The 19,461-nt window shown below is 40.7% G+C and carries 21 protein-coding genes and 1 pseudogene; 20 read left to right on the plus strand and 2 right to left on the minus strand.

Annotated elements, in window-relative coordinates; translation table 11 throughout:
• Positions 1 to 118 precede the first annotated feature (118 nt).
• The 14 genes from rsmA (at position 119) to SK608_RS01920 (ending at position 12,991) form a co-directional block, all read left to right on the plus strand.
• Positions 119 to 991 carry a 16S rRNA (adenine(1518)-N(6)/adenine(1519)-N(6))-dimethyltransferase RsmA gene (gene rsmA, locus SK608_RS01855; RefSeq protein WP_001216839.1) on the plus strand — a complete coding sequence of 291 codons (873 nt, stop codon included), beginning with the start codon at positions 119 to 121 and terminating at the stop codon, positions 989 to 991.
• 1 nt (position 992) lies between these two features.
• Positions 993 to 1,871, plus strand: a complete 879-nt coding sequence (gene rsgA / locus SK608_RS01860) for a ribosome small subunit-dependent GTPase A (protein ID WP_033676117.1) — start codon at positions 993 to 995, stop codon at positions 1,869 to 1,871.
• A 10-nt stretch (positions 1,872 to 1,881) separates the two neighbouring features.
• The gene (gene rpe, locus SK608_RS01865) at positions 1,882 to 2,538 is read left to right on the plus strand and encodes a ribulose-phosphate 3-epimerase (RefSeq protein ID WP_023943474.1); all 657 of its coding nucleotides are present in this window, start codon (positions 1,882 to 1,884) and stop codon (positions 2,536 to 2,538) included.
• A complete protein-coding gene (locus SK608_RS01870; RefSeq protein WP_033676120.1) occupies positions 2,501 to 3,163 on the plus strand; it encodes a thiamine diphosphokinase in 663 nt (220 codons plus the stop codon). The genes rpe and SK608_RS01870 overlap by 38 nt, the downstream gene beginning before the upstream one ends.
• Before the next feature lies 1 nt (position 3,164).
• Entirely contained in the window at positions 3,165 to 4,421 is a 1,257-nt protein-coding gene (locus SK608_RS01875; RefSeq protein ID WP_033676122.1) for a DNA recombination protein RmuC, read from the plus strand.
• Positions 4,411 to 5,352 (plus strand): 3'-5' exoribonuclease YhaM family protein, encoded by a 942-nt coding sequence (locus SK608_RS01880; protein WP_033676125.1) that lies wholly within the window; start codon positions 4,411 to 4,413, stop codon positions 5,350 to 5,352. Before SK608_RS01875 ends, SK608_RS01880 begins: the two co-directional genes overlap by 11 nt.
• 266 nt (positions 5,353 to 5,618) lie before the next feature.
• The gene (purR, locus tag SK608_RS01885; RefSeq protein WP_023943469.1) at positions 5,619 to 6,446 is read left to right on the plus strand and encodes a pur operon repressor; all 828 of its coding nucleotides are present in this window, start codon (positions 5,619 to 5,621) and stop codon (positions 6,444 to 6,446) included.
• 66 nt (positions 6,447 to 6,512) lie between these two features.
• Positions 6,513 to 7,763, plus strand: a complete 1,251-nt coding sequence (locus tag SK608_RS01890; RefSeq protein WP_033676127.1) for a diaminopimelate decarboxylase — start codon at positions 6,513 to 6,515, stop codon at positions 7,761 to 7,763.
• Between the two features lie 125 nt (positions 7,764 to 7,888).
• Positions 7,889 to 8,683 (plus strand): pyruvate formate-lyase-activating protein, encoded by a 795-nt coding sequence (gene pflA, locus SK608_RS01895; RefSeq protein WP_033676128.1) that lies wholly within the window; start codon positions 7,889 to 7,891, stop codon positions 8,681 to 8,683.
• Positions 8,684 to 8,966: 283 nt separating this feature from the next.
• A complete protein-coding gene (locus tag SK608_RS01900) occupies positions 8,967 to 9,677 on the plus strand; it encodes an ABC transporter ATP-binding protein (RefSeq protein ID WP_033676130.1) in 711 nt (236 codons plus the stop codon).
• Between the two features lies 1 nt (position 9,678).
• Entirely contained in the window at positions 9,679 to 10,464 is a 786-nt protein-coding gene (locus tag SK608_RS01905) for an ABC transporter permease (RefSeq protein WP_033676132.1), read from the plus strand.
• Between the two features lies 1 nt (position 10,465).
• The gene (locus tag SK608_RS01910; RefSeq protein ID WP_033676134.1) at positions 10,466 to 11,185 is read left to right on the plus strand and encodes an ABC transporter permease; all 720 of its coding nucleotides are present in this window, start codon (positions 10,466 to 10,468) and stop codon (positions 11,183 to 11,185) included.
• Positions 11,186 to 11,246: 61 nt separating this feature from the next.
• Positions 11,247 to 11,933 carry a response regulator transcription factor gene (locus SK608_RS01915; protein ID WP_033676135.1) on the plus strand — a complete coding sequence of 229 codons (687 nt, stop codon included), beginning with the start codon at positions 11,247 to 11,249 and terminating at the stop codon, positions 11,931 to 11,933.
• Positions 11,903 to 12,991, plus strand: a complete 1,089-nt coding sequence (locus tag SK608_RS01920) for a sensor histidine kinase (protein ID WP_033676137.1) — start codon at positions 11,903 to 11,905, stop codon at positions 12,989 to 12,991. The genes SK608_RS01915 and SK608_RS01920 overlap by 31 nt, the downstream gene beginning before the upstream one ends.
• A gap of 176 nt (positions 12,992 to 13,167) precedes the next feature.
• Here SK608_RS01920 and yidC read toward each other — a convergent pair whose 3' ends face one another.
• Positions 13,168 to 14,094: a membrane protein insertase YidC gene (yidC, locus tag SK608_RS01925; RefSeq protein ID WP_033676139.1), complete on the minus strand. Its 927-nt coding sequence runs from the start codon at positions 14,092 to 14,094 to the stop codon at positions 13,168 to 13,170.
• Positions 14,095 to 14,171: 77 nt separating this feature from the next.
• Entirely contained in the window at positions 14,172 to 14,450 is a 279-nt protein-coding gene (locus SK608_RS01930; protein WP_001174612.1) for an acylphosphatase, read from the minus strand.
• 33 nt (positions 14,451 to 14,483) lie between these two features.
• Here SK608_RS01930 and SK608_RS01935 point away from each other — a divergent pair.
• The 6 genes and pseudogenes from SK608_RS01935 to SK608_RS01970 all read left to right on the plus strand — a co-directional run bounded on the left by SK608_RS01935 (position 14,484) and on the right by SK608_RS01970 (position 19,455).
• Positions 14,484 to 15,223, plus strand: a pseudogene (locus SK608_RS01935) (TrmH family RNA methyltransferase).
• A gap of 54 nt (positions 15,224 to 15,277) precedes the next feature.
• A complete protein-coding gene (locus SK608_RS01940) occupies positions 15,278 to 15,961 on the plus strand; it encodes a Bax inhibitor-1/YccA family protein (RefSeq protein WP_033676142.1) in 684 nt (227 codons plus the stop codon).
• Positions 15,962 to 16,072: 111 nt separating this feature from the next.
• Positions 16,073 to 17,065 carry an aspartate--ammonia ligase gene (gene asnA, locus SK608_RS01950; protein ID WP_033676146.1) on the plus strand — a complete coding sequence of 331 codons (993 nt, stop codon included), beginning with the start codon at positions 16,073 to 16,075 and terminating at the stop codon, positions 17,063 to 17,065.
• Between the two features lie 64 nt (positions 17,066 to 17,129).
• A complete protein-coding gene (gene rsmD, locus SK608_RS01955) occupies positions 17,130 to 17,669 on the plus strand; it encodes a 16S rRNA (guanine(966)-N(2))-methyltransferase RsmD (protein ID WP_033676149.1) in 540 nt (179 codons plus the stop codon).
• Positions 17,659 to 19,167 (plus strand): SepM family pheromone-processing serine protease, encoded by a 1,509-nt coding sequence (locus SK608_RS01965; protein WP_082242389.1) that lies wholly within the window; start codon positions 17,659 to 17,661, stop codon positions 19,165 to 19,167. The genes rsmD and SK608_RS01965 overlap by 11 nt, the downstream gene beginning before the upstream one ends.
• Before the next feature lie 57 nt (positions 19,168 to 19,224).
• Positions 19,225 to 19,455, plus strand: coding sequence for a DUF1146 family protein (locus SK608_RS01970; RefSeq protein WP_000250399.1), 231 nt, complete (start codon positions 19,225 to 19,227; stop codon positions 19,453 to 19,455).
• The last annotated feature ends 6 nt before the right edge of the window (positions 19,456 to 19,461 follow it).

Below are 19,461 nucleotides of genomic sequence, written 5' to 3' on the forward strand. Positions count from 1 at the left end.
CCATTTCCAAGACTATCTTTCTTCATGAGGAAAGATAGTTTTTTGGTATGATTTTCACCCCCAAAATACAAGGGGAATGTGTTACAATAGTAGTAACAGATAATAGAAAAGAGAATAGATGAGAATTGCAGATTATAGCGTGACCAAGGCAGTGCTGGAGCGTCACGGTTTTACCTTTAAAAAGTCCTTTGGGCAAAATTTCTTGACGGATACCAATATCCTACAAAAAATCGTGGATACAGCTGAGATTGATGACCAGGTTAATGTCATTGAAATTGGCCCAGGGATTGGTGCCTTGACGGAATTTTTGGCTGAGCGTGCAGCAGAAGTTATGGCCTTTGAGATCGACCACCGTTTGGTGCCAATTTTGGCAGATACTCTGCGTGATTTTGACAATGTGACCGTAGTCAACGAGGATATTCTCAAGGTCGATTTGGCGCAACATATCCAGAATTTTAAAAATCCTGACCTGCCAATCAAGGTAGTAGCCAACTTGCCTTACTACATCACGACGCCTATTCTCATGCACTTGATTGAGAGCGGCATTCCTTTTAGTGAATTTGTGGTTATGATGCAAAAAGAGGTAGCTGACCGCATTTCCGCTCAACCCAATACCAAGGCTTATGGTAGTTTGTCAATCGCTGTGCAGTATTACATGACTGCCAAGGTTGCCTTCATCGTGCCTCGTACGGTCTTTGTGCCAGCGCCAAATGTGGACTCTGCTATTTTGAAAATGGTGCGTCGTCCAGAACCAGCCGTAGCAGTGGAAGACGAGAACTTCTTCTTTAAGGTTTCCAAGGCTAGTTTCACTCATCGCCGCAAGACCTTGTGGAATAACTTGACAGGTTACTTTGGCAAGACTGAGGAAGTCAAGGACAAGCTGACCAAGGCTTTGGACCAAGCAGGCTTGTCACCAAGTGTGCGTGGGGAAGCTCTCAGCTTGGAAGAGTTTGCCAGCCTAGCAGATGCACTTAAAGGGCAAGGACTCTAAGATGCAGGGACAAATCATTAAAGCCTTGGCTGGGTTCTACTATGTAGAGAGTGAGGGCCAGGTTTATCAGACACGAGCGCGTGGAAATTTCCGTAAAAAAGGCCATACCCCTTACGTTGGGGATTTGGTTGACTTTTCTGCGGAGGAAAATTCAGAAGGCTATATTCTCAAGATTCACGAACGGAAAAACAGTCTGGTCCGTCCGCCCATTGTCAATATTGACCAAGCTGTGGTGATCATGTCTGTCAAAGAACCTGATTTCAACAGCAATTTGCTGGATCGCTTCTTGGTTCTTTTGGAGCACAAGGACATCCATCCCATCGTTTATACTTCTAAAATGGATTTGTTGGAAGATAGAGGAGAACTGGATTTTTATAAACAGACTTATGGTGATATCGGCTACAACTTTGTGACCAGTAAAGAAGAACTTTTGCCCTTGTTAACAGGCAAGGTTACAGTCTTTATGGGGCAGACAGGTGTTGGGAAATCAACTCTTCTCAATAAAATCGCACCAGACCTCAATCTTGAAACAGGAGAAATTTCAGACAGTCTGGGTCGTGGGCGTCACACCACTCGAGCTGTTAGTTTTTACAACCTCAATGGGGGTAAAATCGCAGACACACCAGGCTTTTCATCACTGGATTATGAAGTATCAACGGCTGAAGACCTCAATCAGGCCTTTCCAGAGATTGCTAGTGTTAGCCGAGATTGTAAATTCCGTACTTGTACCCATACCCATGAACCGTCCTGTGCTGTCAAGCCAGCAGTAGAAGAAGGAATTATTGCCACCTTCCGTTTTGACAACTACCTGCAATTCCTCAGTGAGATTGAAAATCGCAGAGAAACCTATAAAAAAGTCAGCAAAAAAATTCCAAAATAAGGAGAAACCTATGTCTCAATACAAGATTGCTCCGTCAATTCTGGCAGCAGATTATGCCAACTTTGAACGTGAAATCAAACGCCTAGAAGCAACTGGTGCAGAATATGCCCATATCGATATCATGGATGGTCACTTTGTACCACAAATCAGTTTTGGTGCAGGTGTGGTCGAAGCTCTTCGACCTCATAGTAAGATGGTCTTTGACTGCCACTTGATGGTAGCTAATCCAGAGCATCATTTAGAGGACTTTGCGCGTGCAGGTGCGGATATCATCAGCATCCATGTGGAAGCAACGCCTCATATTCATGGTGCCCTCCAAAAAATTCGTTCACTCGGTGTCAAGCCTTCAGTTGTCATCAATCCTGGTACGCCTGTTGAAGCTATTAAGCACGTGCTTCACCTAGTTGACCAAGTTTTAGTTATGACAGTTAACCCTGGCTTCGGTGGACAAGCCTTTCTGCCAGAAACCATGGATAAGGTCCGAGAGTTGGTTGCCCTTCGTGATGAAAAAGGCTTGAACTTTGAAATCGAAGTGGATGGCGGGATTGATGCCCAAACTATTGCCCAAGCCAAAGAAGCTGGTGCGACCGTTTTTGTAGCAGGTTCCTATGTCTTTAAGGGAGATGTCAATGAGCGAGTACAAACTCTCAGAAAACAACTGGACTAGGGTTGCCGTTTTTGCTGGTGGAGACCGCGGTCACTACCAGACAGACTTCGATTGCTTTGTTGGTGTGGATCGGGGCTCGCTCTGGGTCTTGGAGGAAAACCTTCCTCTTGCTCTAGCAGTTGGAGATTTTGATTCTGTAACTGCAGAAGAGCGACAGGTGATTCAAAAACGTGCCCAGCATTTTGTCCAAGCCCGACCAGAAAAAGATGATACAGATTTGGAATTGGCTCTCTTAACCATCTTTAAACAAAATCCTCATGCTCAAGTCACTATTTTCGGTGCTCTTGGTGGTCGTATTGACCACATGCTGGCCAATGTCTTTTTACCTAGTAATCCCAAATTAGCACCCTATATGCGCCAGATAGCGATTGAGGATGGGCAAAATTTGATTGCCTATTGTCCAGAAGGAACCAGTCAGCTAGAACCTCGTTTAGACTATGACTATCTAGCTTTTATGCCAGTTCGGGATAGTCAGCTGACCATTCTCGGAGCCAAGTATGAGTTGACAGAGGAAAATTTTTTCTTTAAAAAAGTGTACGCTTCTAACGAATATATAGATAGGGAAGTGTCGGTGACTTGCCCAGATGGCTATGTGGTCGTGCTACATAGTAAGGACAGGAGGTAGAATGGAAAGTTTACTTGTTCTATTATTGATTGCCAACCTAGCTGGCCTCTTTCTGATTTGGCAAAGACAGGATAAGCAGGAAAAACATCTCAGTAAGAGCTTGGAGGATCAGGCAGATCACTTGTCAGACCAGTTGGATTATCGTTTTGAACAAGCCAGGCAAGCCAGCCAGCTAGATCAAAAAGATTTGGAAGTGGCTGTCAGTGACCGTTTGCAGGAAGTGCGAATCGAGTTGCACCAAGGTCTGACGCAAGTTCGTCAAGAAATGACTGAGAATCTCCTCCAAACCAGAGACAAGACCGACCAACGTCTCCAAGCCCTGCAGGAATCCAATGAGCAACGTTTGGAGCAAATGCGCCAAACGGTCGAGGAAAAGTTGGAAAAGACCTTGCAGACGCGCTTGCAGGCTTCCTTTGAGACAGTTTCCAAACAACTGGAGTCGGTCAATCGTGGCCTTGGAGAAATGCAGACTGTTGCCCGCGATGTCGGAGCTCTCAACAAGGTTCTCTCAGGAACCAAAACGCGAGGGATTCTGGGAGAATTGCAACTGGGGCAAATCATCGAGGATATCATGACCCCTGCCCAGTATGAACGAGAATTTGCAACGGTTGAAAACTCCAGTGAACGAGTGGAGTATGCCATCAAGTTGCCCGGACAAAGAGACCAGGAATACGTCTACCTACCAATTGACTCCAAGTTTCCACTGGCAGATTATTACCGCTTAGAAGAAGCCTATGAAGCAGGTGACAAGGACGAAATCGAACGCTGTCGTAAGTCACTCCTAGCAAGTGTCAAGCGTTTTGCTAAGGATATTAGGAACAAGTACATAGCACCGCCTCGGACGACCAATTTTGGAGTTTTATTTGTTCCGACAGAAGGTCTCTACTCAGAAATTGTCCGCAATCCTGTCTTCTTTGATGATTTGAGACGGGAGGAGCAGATTATTGTCGCAGGTCCAAGTACCCTGTCAGCTCTCCTCAATTCCCTATCAGTTGGTTTCAAAACTCTCAATATCCAAAAGAGTGCTGACCATATTAGCAAAACGCTTGCCAGCGTCAAGACTGAGTTTGGCAAGTTCGGAGGAATTTTGGTTAAGGCACAAAAACATCTCCAACATGCCACTGGCAATATTGATGAATTATTAAATCGTCGCACCACAGCTATCGAGCGGACGCTCCGTCACATTGAGTTATCAGAAGGTGAGCCTACGCTTGATCTACTCCATTTCCAAGAAAATGAGGAAGAATATGAAGATTAGTCACATGAAAAAAGATGAGCTGTTTGAAGGATTTTACCTAATCAAATCAGCTGACCTGAGGCAAACTCGAGCTGGGAAAAACTACCTAGCCTTTACCTTCCAAGATGATAGTGGCGAGATTGATGGGAAGCTCTGGGATGCCCAACCTCATAACATTGAGGCCTTTACCGCAGGTAAGGTTGTCCACATGAAAGGGCGCCGAGAAGTTTATAACAACACCCCTCAGGTTAACCAAATTACTCTCCGCCTGCCTCAACCTGGTGAACCCAATGACCCAGCTGATTTCAAGGTCAAGTCACCAGTTGATGTTAAGGAAATCCGTGATTACATGTCGCAAATGATTTTTAAAATTGAAAATCCTGTTTGGCAGCGAATTGTCCGAAATCTCTACACCAAGTACGACAAGGAATTCTACTCTTATCCAGCTGCTAAGACCAACCACCATGCCTTTGAAACAGGCTTGGCTTATCATACGGCGACCATGGTGCGTTTGGCTGATGCTATTAGCGAGGTCTATCCTCAGCTCAATAAGAGTCTGCTCTATGCTGGGATTATGTTGCATGACTTGGCTAAGGTCATCGAGTTGACGGGACCAGATCAGACCGAGTACACAGTGCGAGGTAATCTTCTTGGACATATCGCTCTGATTGATAGCGAAATTACCAAGACAGTGATGGAACTCGGCATCGATGATACCAAGGAAGAAGTCGTTCTGCTTCGTCACGTCATCCTTAGTCACCACGGCTTACTTGAGTATGGAAGTCCAGTCCGTCCACGCATTATGGAAGCAGAGATTATCCATATGATTGACAATCTGGATGCTAGCATGATGATGATGTCAACAGCTCTTGCTTTGGTGGAGAAAGGAGAGATGACCAATAAAATCTTCGCTATGGACAATCGTTCCTTCTATAAACCAGATTTAGATTAATAATTTAAGAAAAATGAGCATTTTTTAGGACAAGAATGTTCGTTTTTTTATGTGAATATGGTATAATAAGTAAAAGATAAAAATTAATACTCTTCGAAAATCTCTTCAAACTAGGGTAGCATCGCCTTGTCGTATGTATATATGTAGTTATATTACAGACCTTGTCAGTTCTATCGACAATCTCAAAACAGTGTTTTGAATCGCCAGCGACCAGCTTTCTAGTTTGCTTTTTGATTTTTTGAATAAAAATGGAATAGGAAATAGAAATGAAATTAAGAAGAAGTGATCGGATGGTTGTCATTTCCAACTATTTGATTAATAATCCTTATAAACTAACTAGTCTCAATACTTTTGCTGAAAAGTATGAATCTGCTAAATCATCCATCTCAGAAGATATCGTGATTATCAAACGCGCCTTTGAGGAAATCGAAATTGGTCACATTCAGACTGTAACTGGGGCTGGCGGAGGTGTGATCTTTACACCGTCTATTTCGAGTCAGGATGCTAAGGAAATGGTTGAAGACTTGCGTGCCAAGTTGTCAGAAAGTGACCGTATCTTGCCAGGTGGTTATATCTACCTGTCTGATTTGCTTAGCACACCAGCTATCTTGAAAAATATTGGTCGCATTATTGCCAAGAGCTTTATGGACCAAAAAATTGATGCGGTTATGACCGTAGCGACTAAGGGTGTTCCACTTGCAAATGCAGTTGCCAATGTCCTCAATGTTCCTTTTGTTATTGTGCGCCGTGACCTGAAAATTACCGAAGGTTCAACTGTCAGCGTCAACTATGTATCAGGTTCAAGTGGTGACCGCATTGAGAAAATGTTCCTTTCAAAACGTAGTCTTAAGGCAGGCAGCCGTGTCTTGATTGTGGATGACTTCTTGAAAGGTGGTGGAACGGTCAATGGGATGATCAGTCTCTTGCGTGAGTTTGATTCAGAATTGGCAGGTGTAGCGGTCTTTGCGGACAATGCTCAAGAAGAACGTGAAAAGCAGTTTGACTACAAGTCACTCTTGAAGGTAACCAATATTGATGTCAAGAACCAAGCCATCGATGTTGAGGTTGGCAATATCTTTGACGAAGATAAATAAGAGATAGAACTAAAGGTTGGAACGATTGTCCCAGCCTTTCTTTGCAAATAGAATAGAAGGAAGCTTATGAAAACACCATTTATCAATAAAGAAGACTTAGAAAAGATTGCTGCTGAGTTCCCAACTCCCTTTCACTTGTATGATGAGAAGGGAATTCGTGAGAAGGCAAGAGCCGTCAACCAAGCCTTTTCGTGGAACAAGGGATTTAAGGAATATTTTGCAGTTAAGGCTACTCCAACACCAGCTATTTTAAAAATTCTCCAAGAGGAAGGTTGCGGTGTGGACTGCTCTAGTTATGTAGAACTTTTGATGAGTCATAAACTGAATTTCCCTGGTTCTGAGATCATGTTCTCTTCAAACAACACGCCAGATAAGGAATATGCCTATGCCCATGAATTAGGTGCGACCATTAACTTGGATGCCTATGAAGATATTGAACATCTGGAGCGAGCAGCAGGCATTCCAGAAATCATCTCATGTCGTTACAATCCTGGAGGTGTTTTTGAGCTAGGAACAGATATTATGGACAATCCTGGAGAAGCCAAGTTTGGCATGACCAAAGACCAGCTCTTTGAAGCTTTTGCTATCTTGAAGGAAAAAGGAGCTAAGACTTTTGGGATTCACTCCTTCCTAGCGTCCAATACCGTGACCCATCTCTATTATCCAGAGTTGGCTCGTCAGCTTTTTGAATTGGCTGTTGAAATCAAGGAAAAGTTGGGCATTTCGCTAGACTTTATCAATCTTTCTGGCGGTATTGGTGTCAACTATCGTCCAGACCAGGAGTCAAATGATATTGCCTTGATTGGTGAGGGAGTTCGTAAGGTGTATGAAGAGGTCCTTACGCCAGCAGGTCTTGGGCAGGTTAAGATTTTTACTGAGTTGGGTCGCTTTATGTTGGCACCTCACGGTGCTTTGGTCACAAGAGTTACCCATAAGAAGAAAACCTACCGTACCTATCTAGGTGTGGATGCATCAGCAGTCAACCTCATGCGTCCAGCTATGTACGGAGCTTACCATCATATTACTAACGTGACCCATCCAGATGGACCAGCTGAAGTGGTAGATGTGGTTGGTTCACTCTGTGAAAACAATGATAAATTTGCAGTGAATCGCGAACTGCCTCATACAGAAATCGGTGATTTGCTGGTAATTCATGATACAGGTGCTCACGGTTTTTCAATGGGCTACCAGTACAACGCCAAACTTCGTTCTGCGGAAATCCTCTATACCGAAGAAGGTAAAGCCCGCCAAATCCGCCGTGAAGAGCGCCCTGAGGACTACTTTGCAACCTTGTATGGCTTTGATTTTGAAGAATAAAATGATAATTCATTGAAAATGAAATTGAAAAACAGATTGCTTTCTAAAAAATAGGCAAAAATCTTGTTTTTCCTTCAAGTCGTGATATAATAAAACTATAAAACGTTTTCAAGGAAGGTAACGATATGTCTGAAGAAACAATTGATTATGGACAAGTGACAGGAATGGTGCATTCGACAGAAAGTTTTGGGGCGGTAGATGGCCCTGGTATTCGCTTTATTGTCTTTTTGCAGGGCTGTCACATGCGTTGCCAGTATTGCCACAACCCAGACACTTGGGCTATGGAGTCCAATAAGTCACGTGAACGGACGGTAGATGATGTCTTGACAGAGGCCTTGCGCTACCGTGGTTTCTGGGGAAATAAGGGCGGTATTACAGTCAGTGGAGGAGAAGCCCTCTTGCAGATTGATTTCCTGATTGCCCTCTTTACCAAGGCCAAGGAACAAGGAATCCACTGTACCTTGGACACCTGTGCCCTTCCTTTCCGTAATAAACCACGTTACCTTGAGAAGTTTGACAAACTCATGGCTGTCACTGACTTGGTCCTCTTGGATATCAAGGAAATCAACGAAGAACAGCATAAGATTGTCACTAGCCAAACCAATAAAAATATCTTGTCTTGTGCCCAGTATCTATCAGATATTGGAAAACCTGTCTGGATTCGCCACGTGCTAGTTCCAGGATTGACAGATAGAGATGATGACTTGATTGAACTTGGTAAGTTCGTCAAGACCCTCAAAAATGTTGATAAGTTTGAAATTCTACCTTATCACACCATGGGTGAGTTCAAATGGCGTGAATTGGGAATTCCTTATTCACTCGAAGGGGTTAAACCGCCAACAGCAGACCGCGTCAAGAATGCTAAAAAACTCATGGATACCGAAAGTTACCAAGACTATATGAAACGTGTACATGGATAAAAAAGAAGCCTGATGGAAACATCGGGCTTTTAAGTTTACACAAATCTAGATAATTAAATGAAACAAAATTTTATACTCTTCGAAAATCTTTTCAAACCACGTCAGCTTTATCTGCAACCTCAAAGCAGTGCTTTGAACAACCTGCGGCTAGCTTCCTAGTTTGCTCTTTGATTTTCATTGAGTATTAAATCTTTTTTACTCTCTAAATTCTGAAAAAAATCCGAAAATGAATGTGTAAGATATAGTTACTTTTAGAAATATTAAATAGAATAGGGAGAACATCATGGAACAAAGTATTGCCCTTAAAAATTTATGTAAGTCATATGGACAAATTCAAATTTTAAAAGATATTTCTTTTGAAGCAAAAGCAGGTAGAGTGACTGCTTTTCTGGGTCCAAATGGAGCTGGAAAAAGTTCAACCTTACGTATTTTATTAGGATTAGACAAAGCAACATCTGGTCTTACCAAAATTGGAGATCAAACTTATAAGGAATTAAAATTTCCTCTAAAGACTGTAGGAGCTTCATTTGACAGTGTAGGTGCTCCTGATGATCGGACTGTTTATCAACATTTGAAAATTGTTGCTGCTAGTAATGGGATATCCAGTCAGCGAATTGAGCAAGTCTTGGATATGGTGGATATTAGCCATAAGAAAAAATCTAAAATTGGGAAATTATCATTAGGAGAAGGACAACGCTTGGGAATTGCAACAGCTCTATTAGGAAATCCTCAATATCTGATATTGGATGAACCGACTAATGGGTTGGATCCAAGAGGAATTCGGTGGTTTAGAGAGTTTATAAAAAAACAAGCTCAAGAAGGAAAGACAGTCTTGCTATCATCTCATATATTATCGGAAGTGGAAGCAGTAACAGATGACGTAGTTATCATAAATAAAGGAAAAGTTCTTATAAAAGGCACTTTACAAGAAGTGATGAAAAATCTTTCTTCACTAGAAGAAGTTTTCTTTAGTTTGACAGAGGGAGGAAAGTGACATGGCACTTATTTACTCTCTTCATTCTGAAATATTGAAATTGCTTTATAGGAGAGCTACTCATGTTGTACTATTCTTGATACTGGTATTTCAAACGTTTTTAGCAAATATTGGTGCTTCTCAAATTGTTTCAGTTGGTATTCATGCTACAACAGAGACAAATCCAGAATTAGCAGAAGCTATACCTCCTATTGAATTTTTAGGTTTTGATGTCACTTTATTTGGTGTTTTTATTATGATTATCCTAGGCTCAATTTACGGAGCCGAGGAGTATACATGCTCTGCTATTCGTACAAGCCTCCTCTCTATTACAAATCGAGGTACTTTCCTAGTTTCAAAAACATTAGTTTGGCTTGTATTTTCTTTTTTCATTTCCTTTCTATCAATATTCCTTACGATTAACATGACACATTATGTTTTAGGACAAGATGGCTTATTGCTTTTTTCACTAAATGGAACAGTTTGGTTCTATATATTTTTAGCCAGTATAGCTTGGACTTTGTTGGGACTTCTAGCCTATATTATGGCTTTGACATTTAAAACAGCCATTGTTCCTCTATTATTTTTGCTTCCCCAAGTCTACAATTTAGGAACATTCTTAGCAAACTATATATCGGTTGCAAAATTTCTTCCAGTTGCATTGGGGCAAGGATTGATTGCTACATCTCCTCAAATTTTAGAACATAATAGTTTACAACATATTTTATTTTTACTTTGTTGGAACTTCTCATTCTTGGCTTTAGCAATTTACCGCTTACTTAAGTCAGATATTGGAGGAGGTGAATAAGTTGAAAGAGCAACTTAAAAGTGAGTATCTCAAGTTTACTATGAATCCTTGGCACTGGTTGATTATAGGTGCTCTATTACTGTGTGTTCCGGCGATGGTTGTTTTTTTAAATAGTAAGCCAGACCAGTTGACTCTACAGTTTGTTTTGGAACAGCTACTGCAAAGTCTCTATTTAGGACAGGCAGGTTTCGTTAGTCTAGCGGTTCTATTTATAGGTCAAGAATTTACAGGTTCTAGCCTTCGTACCAGTTTTCTTACATGTCCAAATCGTTTGAAATTTATAATCTGTAAACTAGCTATTGTATTATGTATGGAAATTGTATTATTGGTTGCTGTAATATCATTATGCATACTAATCGCGCAAGGATACTACAATATCAATCTTTTGAGTAATATTAAACATGTTCTAACAATTCTATTTCCAGCTTGTATTTCTATTCTAACCTTCTCTCTTTTAAATGGTATTTTTGTATTTATTTCCCAGTCTTTTATCTTAATTCTGGGAATCAGTTTATCCCTTTTATTGGGGTTGGGACAAATGTTACTACAATTCAGTTCTTTTTTTAGAAATTTACCATTACTAACTAGTATGAATTGTTTTTATACCTATCCATTGTCTCTTTATTATCCAGTGTGGCAAGGCTTAGGGATACAAATAGTTTGGTTATTAATTGTTTTTGTATTTGCTACATTGATACTTATAGGAAAAAATGTAGGCTAAAGACAGGGGATGTCCTGTCTTTTTCTCGGTTAGTGCTATAATATAGTTAGGAGGGCGAGTTATGGCTTATAAAATTTTGGTGGTAGATGATGATCTTGCTATTCTTCGCCTAATAAAAAAAGTACTAGAATATGAAAAATATGAAGTAGTCATACGAAATAAGGTAGAAGAGATTGATCTTTGTGATTTTACAGGATTTGACTTGATTTTATTAGATATTATGATGCCTGTTAGTGGTTTAGAAATCTGTCAGATGATTCGCGAGCAGATAACTGTTCCTATCTGTTTTATAACTGCCAAGGATATGGATGAAGACTTAGTAGCTGGAATCAATGCAGGTGCTGATGATTATATTATGAAGCCCTTTAGTATGCAAGAACTTTTAGCACGTGTTAAAATGCACTTGCGTCGTGAAGAACGGACTAAAGGAAATGTTCATCAAATAAAGATTGGGAAGCTTATACTATATACGGATAGTAAGGAACTATTTGTAAACGATGATAAGATTGCTCTGACAAGGAGGGAATTTGACATAGTGAATCTTTTGGCAAGCAACCCAAGTAAAATATATTCTATTGAGGAAATTTATAATTATCTATATCCACAAAGTTCAGAAGCGCTTTTACGTTCGGTTTCAGAGTACATTTATCAAATTCGTCAAAAGCTGAAACCTTATCAATTAAATCCAATTAAAACCTTATACGGTGGAGGATATCAATGGGTAGAATCAAAAGTTTTAGACAATTAATTCGAGAAACCTATTGGAGAATTATTTGGCAGTTTAGTCTTGGCTTACTAATGGCCTATCTTATTCCCTTAGCTTCAGTATCTATACAAATAAATGAAGACGGGAAACCTTTAAACAATAGTGGTGTTCTATCAATTTTTTTCAATGTGTCATCATGGATATATATTTGTGTTTTATTGATTATTCTAATAAGTTATCACATTGGAAAATTGTTGAAAAAACTGAGTTATGAAATGACTTTGATTTATGAAAATAGTATGTGGGTGAAGAGGGAATGTACAGAAAGTTTAACGGTTAAAGAATTTCGTGAGACAGGAAATCGGATTATTGTGATGCAAGATAGAATTCGACAATTAATAGTTGATGAGAAACAGCAGAAAGAAGATTTGATGTTTCAGGTTTCAGCAGCTTCTCATGATTTAAAGACACCCTTAACCATTATTAGGGGAAATGTAGAATTCTTGCAGGCGATAACTGAAAACGACCAATCTCAAGAATGCTTAGCAGATATAGAAAGAGCTAGTCAACAGTTACTAGATTATTTCAATCAATTGATTCACTATTCTAAAACCTATTATGATGATGAGACAGGTTGGACGGAGTATTCCTCTTCAGATTTTATAAATGAATTAGAGAAAGAAGTCTCTTTTTTGATAAAAAATCAGATGAAGTTTTCTTTTGAACAAAATGTGAACGGAACTGAAAACTATTATATAAATCCATCTCTTCTGATTCGTGCAATACAAAATATTTTAACAAATGCTCTGGAATACGCCGATAAACAGAATCCTAAAATTAACATTAGGGTAGAGCAAGAGGGGAAGGAATTGAAAATAGGTATATGGAATAATGGTTCGGAATTTCCAGAGGAAGTTTTAACTCATTTTGGGAAGCTCTTTTATCGTATGGATAAAGCTAGATCGTATAAAGAGCAACATTATGGTATTGGACTTAGTTTTGTATGTAGAGTTGCAAAACTACACAAAGGCCGAGTTGAGCTTAGAAATAGAGACGCGGGAGCAGAAGTTTTAATAACTGTGAAGTGTATTAAATCATAGTGATTTACTTGTTAATTTATGATTGAATAGTTTTTATATGTGAGCCTTTAAACTATTTAACTTTTTTGACTAGTATAAGATGTAACGGTAGATAATAAAAACGAATGATGATATCTAGTTGATGAAAACTATTTATCATTCATTCGTTTTTTAATTATTGGATAATTTACGTAGCTTTATCTCGAACGTTGTTTTCCAGCGTTGCGATTTTTGTGTTTTTTCTTGCTTGTGATAACAGTTGGTTGTTCAGGGGTAACGTCTTTTCGTCCACTTGGTTTAGAGAAAGCACTTGCTTTTGGTGGGTTCTTCGCCAGTTCTTCACGGACTTTTTTGCGAAGTTTTGGACGAACGATATAGTTGACGATAAACTGTTGGAGAATCATCATGAAACCACCGACAACCCAGTAAAGTGTGACACTGGCTGGTGAAATGAGGGAGAAGACAACAATCGTGATTGGGCTCACGTAAGCCATTTTCTTGATTTGTTCTCTTTGCGTTTCATCTTCTACTCCGTGAAGTGAAAGGAGCGATTGAAGATAGTAAAGGACACCTGCGCAGGCAACCAAAATCATACTTGGAGAGCCTAGAGGAATGCCTAGGTAGCTTGCTTGAGCAACACCTTCAGTATGTTGGGCAGCAAAGTAAATTGCAGAGAAGAAAGGCATTTGAAGGAGGATAGGGAAACATCCTACACCACCAAACATGCTGATGCCGTGTTCTTTTTGAGCGGCAAAGAGAGCTTGTTGGGCTTCGAGTTTTTCTTCTTGAGTTGTTGCTTCCTTGAGACGTGTTTGGTGTGGCTCAAGGACGTGCTTGAGGGCATTCATCTTTTCAGAGTGAAGCGTTGCCTTCCATGATTGGTAGATACCAAGTGGCAAGATAATCAAGCGCACGATAATGGTTACGATGATGATAGCGACACCGAAGCCTAGACCTTTATCAGTAGCGAAGTACTTGATAGCTTCAGCCATAGGCGCTCCGATCGTATTCCAAATAAATCCTATTGGCTTTCCTGTGGCTTTATCGACGCTAACACAGCCAGTCAAGACAAGCAACATAGCCACTCCCATAGCCGAGAGTGCAAAACGTTTAATAGATTTCACTGTTTTTATTCCTTCTTTAAAAATTATACCTTTCTATTCTACTGTTTTTTTACAAAATATACAATAGTTCTAGAGACCTAATTTGCGATTTTAAAGTCAGGGTAGGGAGGAAAGTTACTCAGTTTGACATCTAAGTAACTGACTTTTGAAAAAGGTGTGGGTCCTTTTCGGATTTCTTGGATAAATTTTGCCATGATAGCAGATGAGTCTGCTTGGGCTAATATTTCCACTGTGCCATCGTCATTATTCCATACCCGACCTGTGATGCCACCAATTTCAAGTGCCAAGCTGTAAACACCCCAACGAAAGCCGACTCCTTGCACCCTACCTTGGGCAATCATTCTAACCTTTTGCATACCAAACCCCTTTGATTGTGTTATAATATTTCTATGACTATTATAACCTCAAAAGCCAATTCTGTGGTAAAAAATGCCAAGAAATTACACCAAAAAAATACCGAAAGACAGCCTACTTGATTGAAGGCTGGCACTTGTTTGAAGAAGCTGTTCAAGCTGGAGTGACGATTGAAAAAATCTTTGCTCTAGAAAATTACCGAGATCAGTTAGCCTCGTTTCCGCAAACTGTCTGGGTGTCAGAGGATATTTTGCTAGATTTGGCGGATTCTCAGACTCCACAAGGCATTGTTGCGGTAGTTCAAAAAGAAGAAGTAGGGCAAGCTGACTTTAGTCAGGGCAAGTTCTTGTTTTTGGAAGATGTGCAAGATCCTGGTAATGTGGGAACTATCATTCGGACTGCGGATGCAGCAGGTTTTACTGGAGTGATTGTTTCAGATAAGTCGGCAGATATCTACAGTCTCAAGACCTTACGTTCGATGCAAGGCAGTCATTTTCATCTGCCTATTTACCGGATGTCGAGTCAAGCGCTTCTTAAGGGAACCAAAGAGGCAGGTATCTCAGTGCTGGCAACAACCCTATCTAAAGATTCTGTTGATTACAGAGAACTGCCTTCTATAGAAAATTTTGTACTAGTTATGGGAAATGAGGGTCAAGGAATTAGTCCCCTCATGGCTGAAAGTGCAGACCAGTTAGTCCATATTAGCATGAAGGGGCAGGCAGAGAGTCTGAATGTTGCCGTTGCAGCAGGTATCTTGATTTTCCATTTAAGCTAATTTTAACTTTCTTTGTTATAATCAAGGAAAGATGTTCATAGAAAAGGAGAAAAGATGAATCACACTATTATTCATGACCGCGCAGGTCTCAATCAATTTTACGCTAAGGTTTATGCCTTTGTTGGTCTGGGGATTGCACTATCCGCTTTGGTATCAGGCCTTATGTTGACGGTCTTTCAGTCTCAGTTGGTTTACTTTTTGATGCAGGGGCGTCTCTGGTTGACCATTGCTACTTTTGCGGAGTTGGCCTTGGTTTTCGTTGCCAGCAGTATGGCTTCAAAGAATAGTCCAGCGGCTCTTCCAGTATTTTTACTTTACTCAGTATTAAACGGCTTTACCCTTAGTTTTGTGGTGGCCTTCTATACTCCGGGTACAGTTTTATCCGCCTTTGTGTCGAGCGCCCTTCTCTTCTTTGTCATGGCGGCAGTTGGTATGTTCACTAAAAAAGATTTGAGTGGTCTTGGTCGGGCTATGATGGCAGCTCTCATCGGTTTGCTGATTGCCATGGTAGTTAATATTTTCTTGGCTAGCGGTTTCTTTGATTATATGATTAGCGTAGCCATGGTTTTGGTTTTCTCAGGGTTGATTGCTTGGGACAACCAAAGGATTCGTCTCGCTTATGAACAATCACAAGGCCGTGTAGCGACAGGTTGGGTTGTGTCAATGGCTCTCAGTATCTATCTTGATTTTATCAATCTCTTCCTAAGTATTCTACGTATTTTTGGTCGTAATGACTAGAAGGTCTATGAAATCAGTGTTTTGAGTGACACTGATTTTTTTAAAATTTCTCTTTCCTTTTCTTGAAAATAGGTGTATAATGCTTTTAATTAATTTTTTGAGGAGTAGTTTATGAAGAAAAGTTTTATCCATCAACAAGAAGAGATTTCCTTTGTCAAAAACACTTTTACCCAGTATTTGAAAGATAAGTTAGAAGTTGTCGAAGTTCAAGGTCCTATCTTGAGCAGGGTCGGCGACGGGATGCAGGACAACTTATCAGGTGTGGAGAACGCCGTATCGGTTAAGGTTCTCCAAATCCCTGATGCTACTTATGAAGTGGTACATTCACTTGCTAAATGGAAACGCCATACCTTGGCTCGTTTTGGTTTCGGTGAGGGTGAAGGTCTTTTCGTCCACATGAAGGCCCTTCGTCCAGACGAAGATTCGCTGGATGCGACTCATTCTGTTTATGTTGACCAGTGGGATTGGGAAAAAGTCATTCCAAATGGTAAGCGTAACATCGCTTATTTAAAAGAAACAGTTGAGAAAATTTACAAGGCCATTCGCCTTACGGAGCTAGCTGTTGAAGCCCGCTATGATATCGAATCCATCTTGCCAAAACAAATCACTTTCATCCATACAGAAGAGTTGGTAGAACGCTACCCAGACTTGACACCGAAAGAACGTGAAAATGCTATTTGTAAAGAATTTGGAGCCGTCTTTTTGATTGGTATCGGTGGGGAATTACCAGACGGTAAACCGCACGATGGACGTGCACCAGACTATGATGACTGGACAAGCGAGTCTGAGAATGGCTACAAGGGTCTGAATGGCGATATTCTTGTTTGGAATGAGTCTCTGGGTGGAGCCTTTGAGTTGTCTTCTATGGGGATTCGTGTAGATGAAGAAACTCTTCGCCGTCAGGTAGAAATCACCGGTGATGAGGAACGCTTGGAATTGGAATGGCACAAGGCTTTGTTGAATGGCCTATTCCCATTGACAATCGGTGGAGGAATTGGACAATCTCGGATGGCCATGTTCTTACTTCGCAAGAAACATATCGGAGAAGTGCAAACAAGTGTTTGGCCTCAAGAAGTCCGCGATACTTACGAAAATATTTTATAGAGAATCGAACCGCAAGGTTCGGTTTTCTTTCTCTTTTCGCCCATAATTTGGTATAATAAACGGTATGAAAATCGTATCAGGAATCTATGGGGGACGTCCCCTCAAGACACTAGAAGGCAAGACGACAAGACCTACTTCAGATAAGGTTAGGGGAGCTATTTTTAACATGATTGGTCCCTACTTTGAAGGGGGACGAGTCTTGGACCTTTATGCAGGTAGTGGTGGTTTATCTATCGAGGCAGTCTCTCGTGGCATGTCCAGCGCTGTTTTGGTGGAACGAGACCGTAAGGCTCAGGCTATCGTGGCTGAAAATATTCGGATGACCAAGGAAGTTGGAAAATTTCAACTCCTCAAGATGGATGCAGAAAGAGCATTGGAACAGGTATCTGGGGAATTTGATCTCATCTTCTTAGACCCTCCTTATGCCAAGGAACAAATTGTAGCAGATATTGAAAAAATGGCTGAGAGATCGCTTTTTTCTGAAGATGTCATGGTCGTGTGTGAGACGGATAAGGCCGTTGAACTTCCAGAAGAAATTGCCTGCCTGGGTATCTGGAAGGAAAAGATTTATGGAATTAGTAAGGTGACAGTCTATGTCAGATAAGATTGGCTTATTCACAGGCTCATTTGATCCGATGACAAATGGGCATCTGGATATTATTGAACGGGCAAGCAGACTCTTTGATAAGCTCTATGTCGGTATTTTTTTTAATCCCCACAAACAAGGATTTCTCCCTATCGAAAATCGTAAACGAGGGCTAGAAACGGCTTTGAAACATTTGGAAAATGTTGCAGTCGTGTCTTCTCATGATGAATTGGTGGTTGATGTCGCAAAAAGACTGGGGGCTACTTGTCTAGTGCGTGGTTTGAGGAATGCAGCGGATTTGCAATATGAAGCCAGTTTTGATTACTACAACCATCAGCTGTCTCCTGATATAGAGACCATTTATTTACATAGCCGACCTGAACATCTCTATCTCAGTTCATCCGGTATTAGAGAGCTATTGAAGTTTGGTCAGGATGTTGCCTGCTATGTTCCTGAGAGTATTTTGGAGGAAATAAGAAATGAAAAAAAGATTAGATGGCCCTTATATGTCATTGCGGCCTTGATTGTGACCTTCTTGGCATTTGTAGTGCCCTTGCCCTACTATATAGAAGTTCCAGGTGGTTCGGAAGATATTCGCCAAGTCCTTAAAGTCAATGACACAGAAGATAAGGAAGCTGGTGCCTATCAATTCGTTACGGTTGGTGTCCAGCACGCTACTTTAGCCCATATGATTTATGCTTGGTTGACGCCTTTTACAGATATTCGTAGTGCCCAAGAGACTACAGGTGGCTCTTCTGATGTTGAATTTATGCGGATCAATCAATTCTACATGCAAACATCGCAAAATATGGCAAAATATCAAGGGCTAAAAACGGCAGGTAAGGATATTGAACTAAAATATCTTGGGGTTTATGTTTTGACTGTGACAGATAATTCGACCTTTAAAGGGATTCTCAACATCTCTGATACGGTCACAGCAGTCAATGATCAGACCTTCGACAGTTCCAAAGATTTGATTGATTATGTCAATTCTCAAAAATTAGGGGACTCCGTCAAGGTCACCTATGAAGAGGATGGGCAAACCAAGTCTGCAGAAGGTAAGATTATCACCTTGGAAAATGGCAAAAATGGAATTGGAATCGGCTTGATTGACCGTACAGAAGTAACCAGTGATGTCCCAATTCGCTTTTCAACAGCTGGTATCGGTGGTCCAAGTGCAGGTCTCATGTTTAGTCTGGCCATCTATACCCAAATAGCTGACCCAGGCCTTCGTAATGGCCGCATTGTTGCCGGTACAGGAACCATTGACCGTGATGGTAATGTGGGGGATATTGGAGGTATTGATAAAAAAGTTGTAGCTTCGGCTAGAGAAGGTGCTGCTATTTTCTTTGCTCCTGATAACCCTGTTAGCGAAGAAGAAAAGAAAGCACATCCTGATGCTAAAAACAACTACCAAACAGCCCTAGAAGCAGCTAAAACAATCAAGACAGATATGAAAATCGTGCCTGTTAAAACCCTACAAGATGCAATTGATTACTTGAAAAACAATCCCTAGTTTTTAAGGGAAGTTTCCAAACTAGCGCACAAACAGAGAAGATGGTATAATAGTCAAATGGTTCAATTATTATTCACTCTAAGCAGTCACATGCTCTTTATTTATGTGAGTTTTTACCTTTTAAAGAATCTTGTTAGATGGGAAAAGGTTTTAAAAGTGACAGCTGAGAATACAGGAAAAGTTCGTTTACTAGTAGCCTTTTTCAGTATTGTCATGGGTTACATCATGAGTTCTTTCTTTATCAGCCTATATCAGTTGTGGCAAGAAGCGCTTAGAGGATTATTATAAAATCAA

Source organism: Streptococcus mitis subsp. hohhotensis, from assembly GCF_000722775.1.
GTDB classification, from domain to species: Bacteria; Bacillota; Bacilli; order Lactobacillales; family Streptococcaceae; genus Streptococcus; species Streptococcus carlssonii.

Bases quoted from the DNA above. Each gene is read 5' to 3' on its own strand.
- rsmA (WP_001216839.1), top strand. From the start codon at position 119: ATGAGAATTGCAGATTATAGCGTGACCAAGGCAGTGCTGGAGCGTCAC.
- rsgA (WP_033676117.1), top strand. From the start codon at position 993: ATGCAGGGACAAATCATTAAAGCCTTGGCTGGGTTCTACTATGTAGAG.
- rpe (WP_023943474.1), top strand. From the start codon at position 1,882: ATGTCTCAATACAAGATTGCTCCGTCAATTCTGGCAGCAGATTATGCC.
- SK608_RS01870 (WP_033676120.1), top strand. From the start codon at position 2,501: ATGAGCGAGTACAAACTCTCAGAAAACAACTGGACTAGGGTTGCCGTT.
- SK608_RS01875 (WP_033676122.1), top strand. From the start codon at position 3,165: ATGGAAAGTTTACTTGTTCTATTATTGATTGCCAACCTAGCTGGCCTC.
- SK608_RS01880 (WP_033676125.1), top strand. From the start codon at position 4,411: ATGAAGATTAGTCACATGAAAAAAGATGAGCTGTTTGAAGGATTTTAC.
- purR (WP_023943469.1), top strand. From the start codon at position 5,619: ATGAAATTAAGAAGAAGTGATCGGATGGTTGTCATTTCCAACTATTTG.
- SK608_RS01890 (WP_033676127.1), top strand. From the start codon at position 6,513: ATGAAAACACCATTTATCAATAAAGAAGACTTAGAAAAGATTGCTGCT.
- pflA (WP_033676128.1), top strand. From the start codon at position 7,889: ATGTCTGAAGAAACAATTGATTATGGACAAGTGACAGGAATGGTGCAT.
- SK608_RS01900 (WP_033676130.1), top strand. From the start codon at position 8,967: ATGGAACAAAGTATTGCCCTTAAAAATTTATGTAAGTCATATGGACAA.
- SK608_RS01905 (WP_033676132.1), top strand. From the start codon at position 9,679: ATGGCACTTATTTACTCTCTTCATTCTGAAATATTGAAATTGCTTTAT.
- SK608_RS01915 (WP_033676135.1), top strand. From the start codon at position 11,247: ATGGCTTATAAAATTTTGGTGGTAGATGATGATCTTGCTATTCTTCGC.
- SK608_RS01920 (WP_033676137.1), top strand. From the start codon at position 11,903: ATGGGTAGAATCAAAAGTTTTAGACAATTAATTCGAGAAACCTATTGG.
- SK608_RS01930 (WP_001174612.1), bottom strand. From the start codon at position 14,450: ATGCAAAAGGTTAGAATGATTGCCCAAGGTAGGGTGCAAGGAGTCGGC.
- SK608_RS01940 (WP_033676142.1), top strand. From the start codon at position 15,278: ATGAATCACACTATTATTCATGACCGCGCAGGTCTCAATCAATTTTAC.
- asnA (WP_033676146.1), top strand. From the start codon at position 16,073: ATGAAGAAAAGTTTTATCCATCAACAAGAAGAGATTTCCTTTGTCAAA.
- rsmD (WP_033676149.1), top strand. From the start codon at position 17,130: ATGAAAATCGTATCAGGAATCTATGGGGGACGTCCCCTCAAGACACTA.
- SK608_RS01965 (WP_082242389.1), top strand. From the start codon at position 17,659: ATGTCAGATAAGATTGGCTTATTCACAGGCTCATTTGATCCGATGACA.
- SK608_RS01970 (WP_000250399.1), top strand. From the start codon at position 19,225: ATGGTTCAATTATTATTCACTCTAAGCAGTCACATGCTCTTTATTTAT.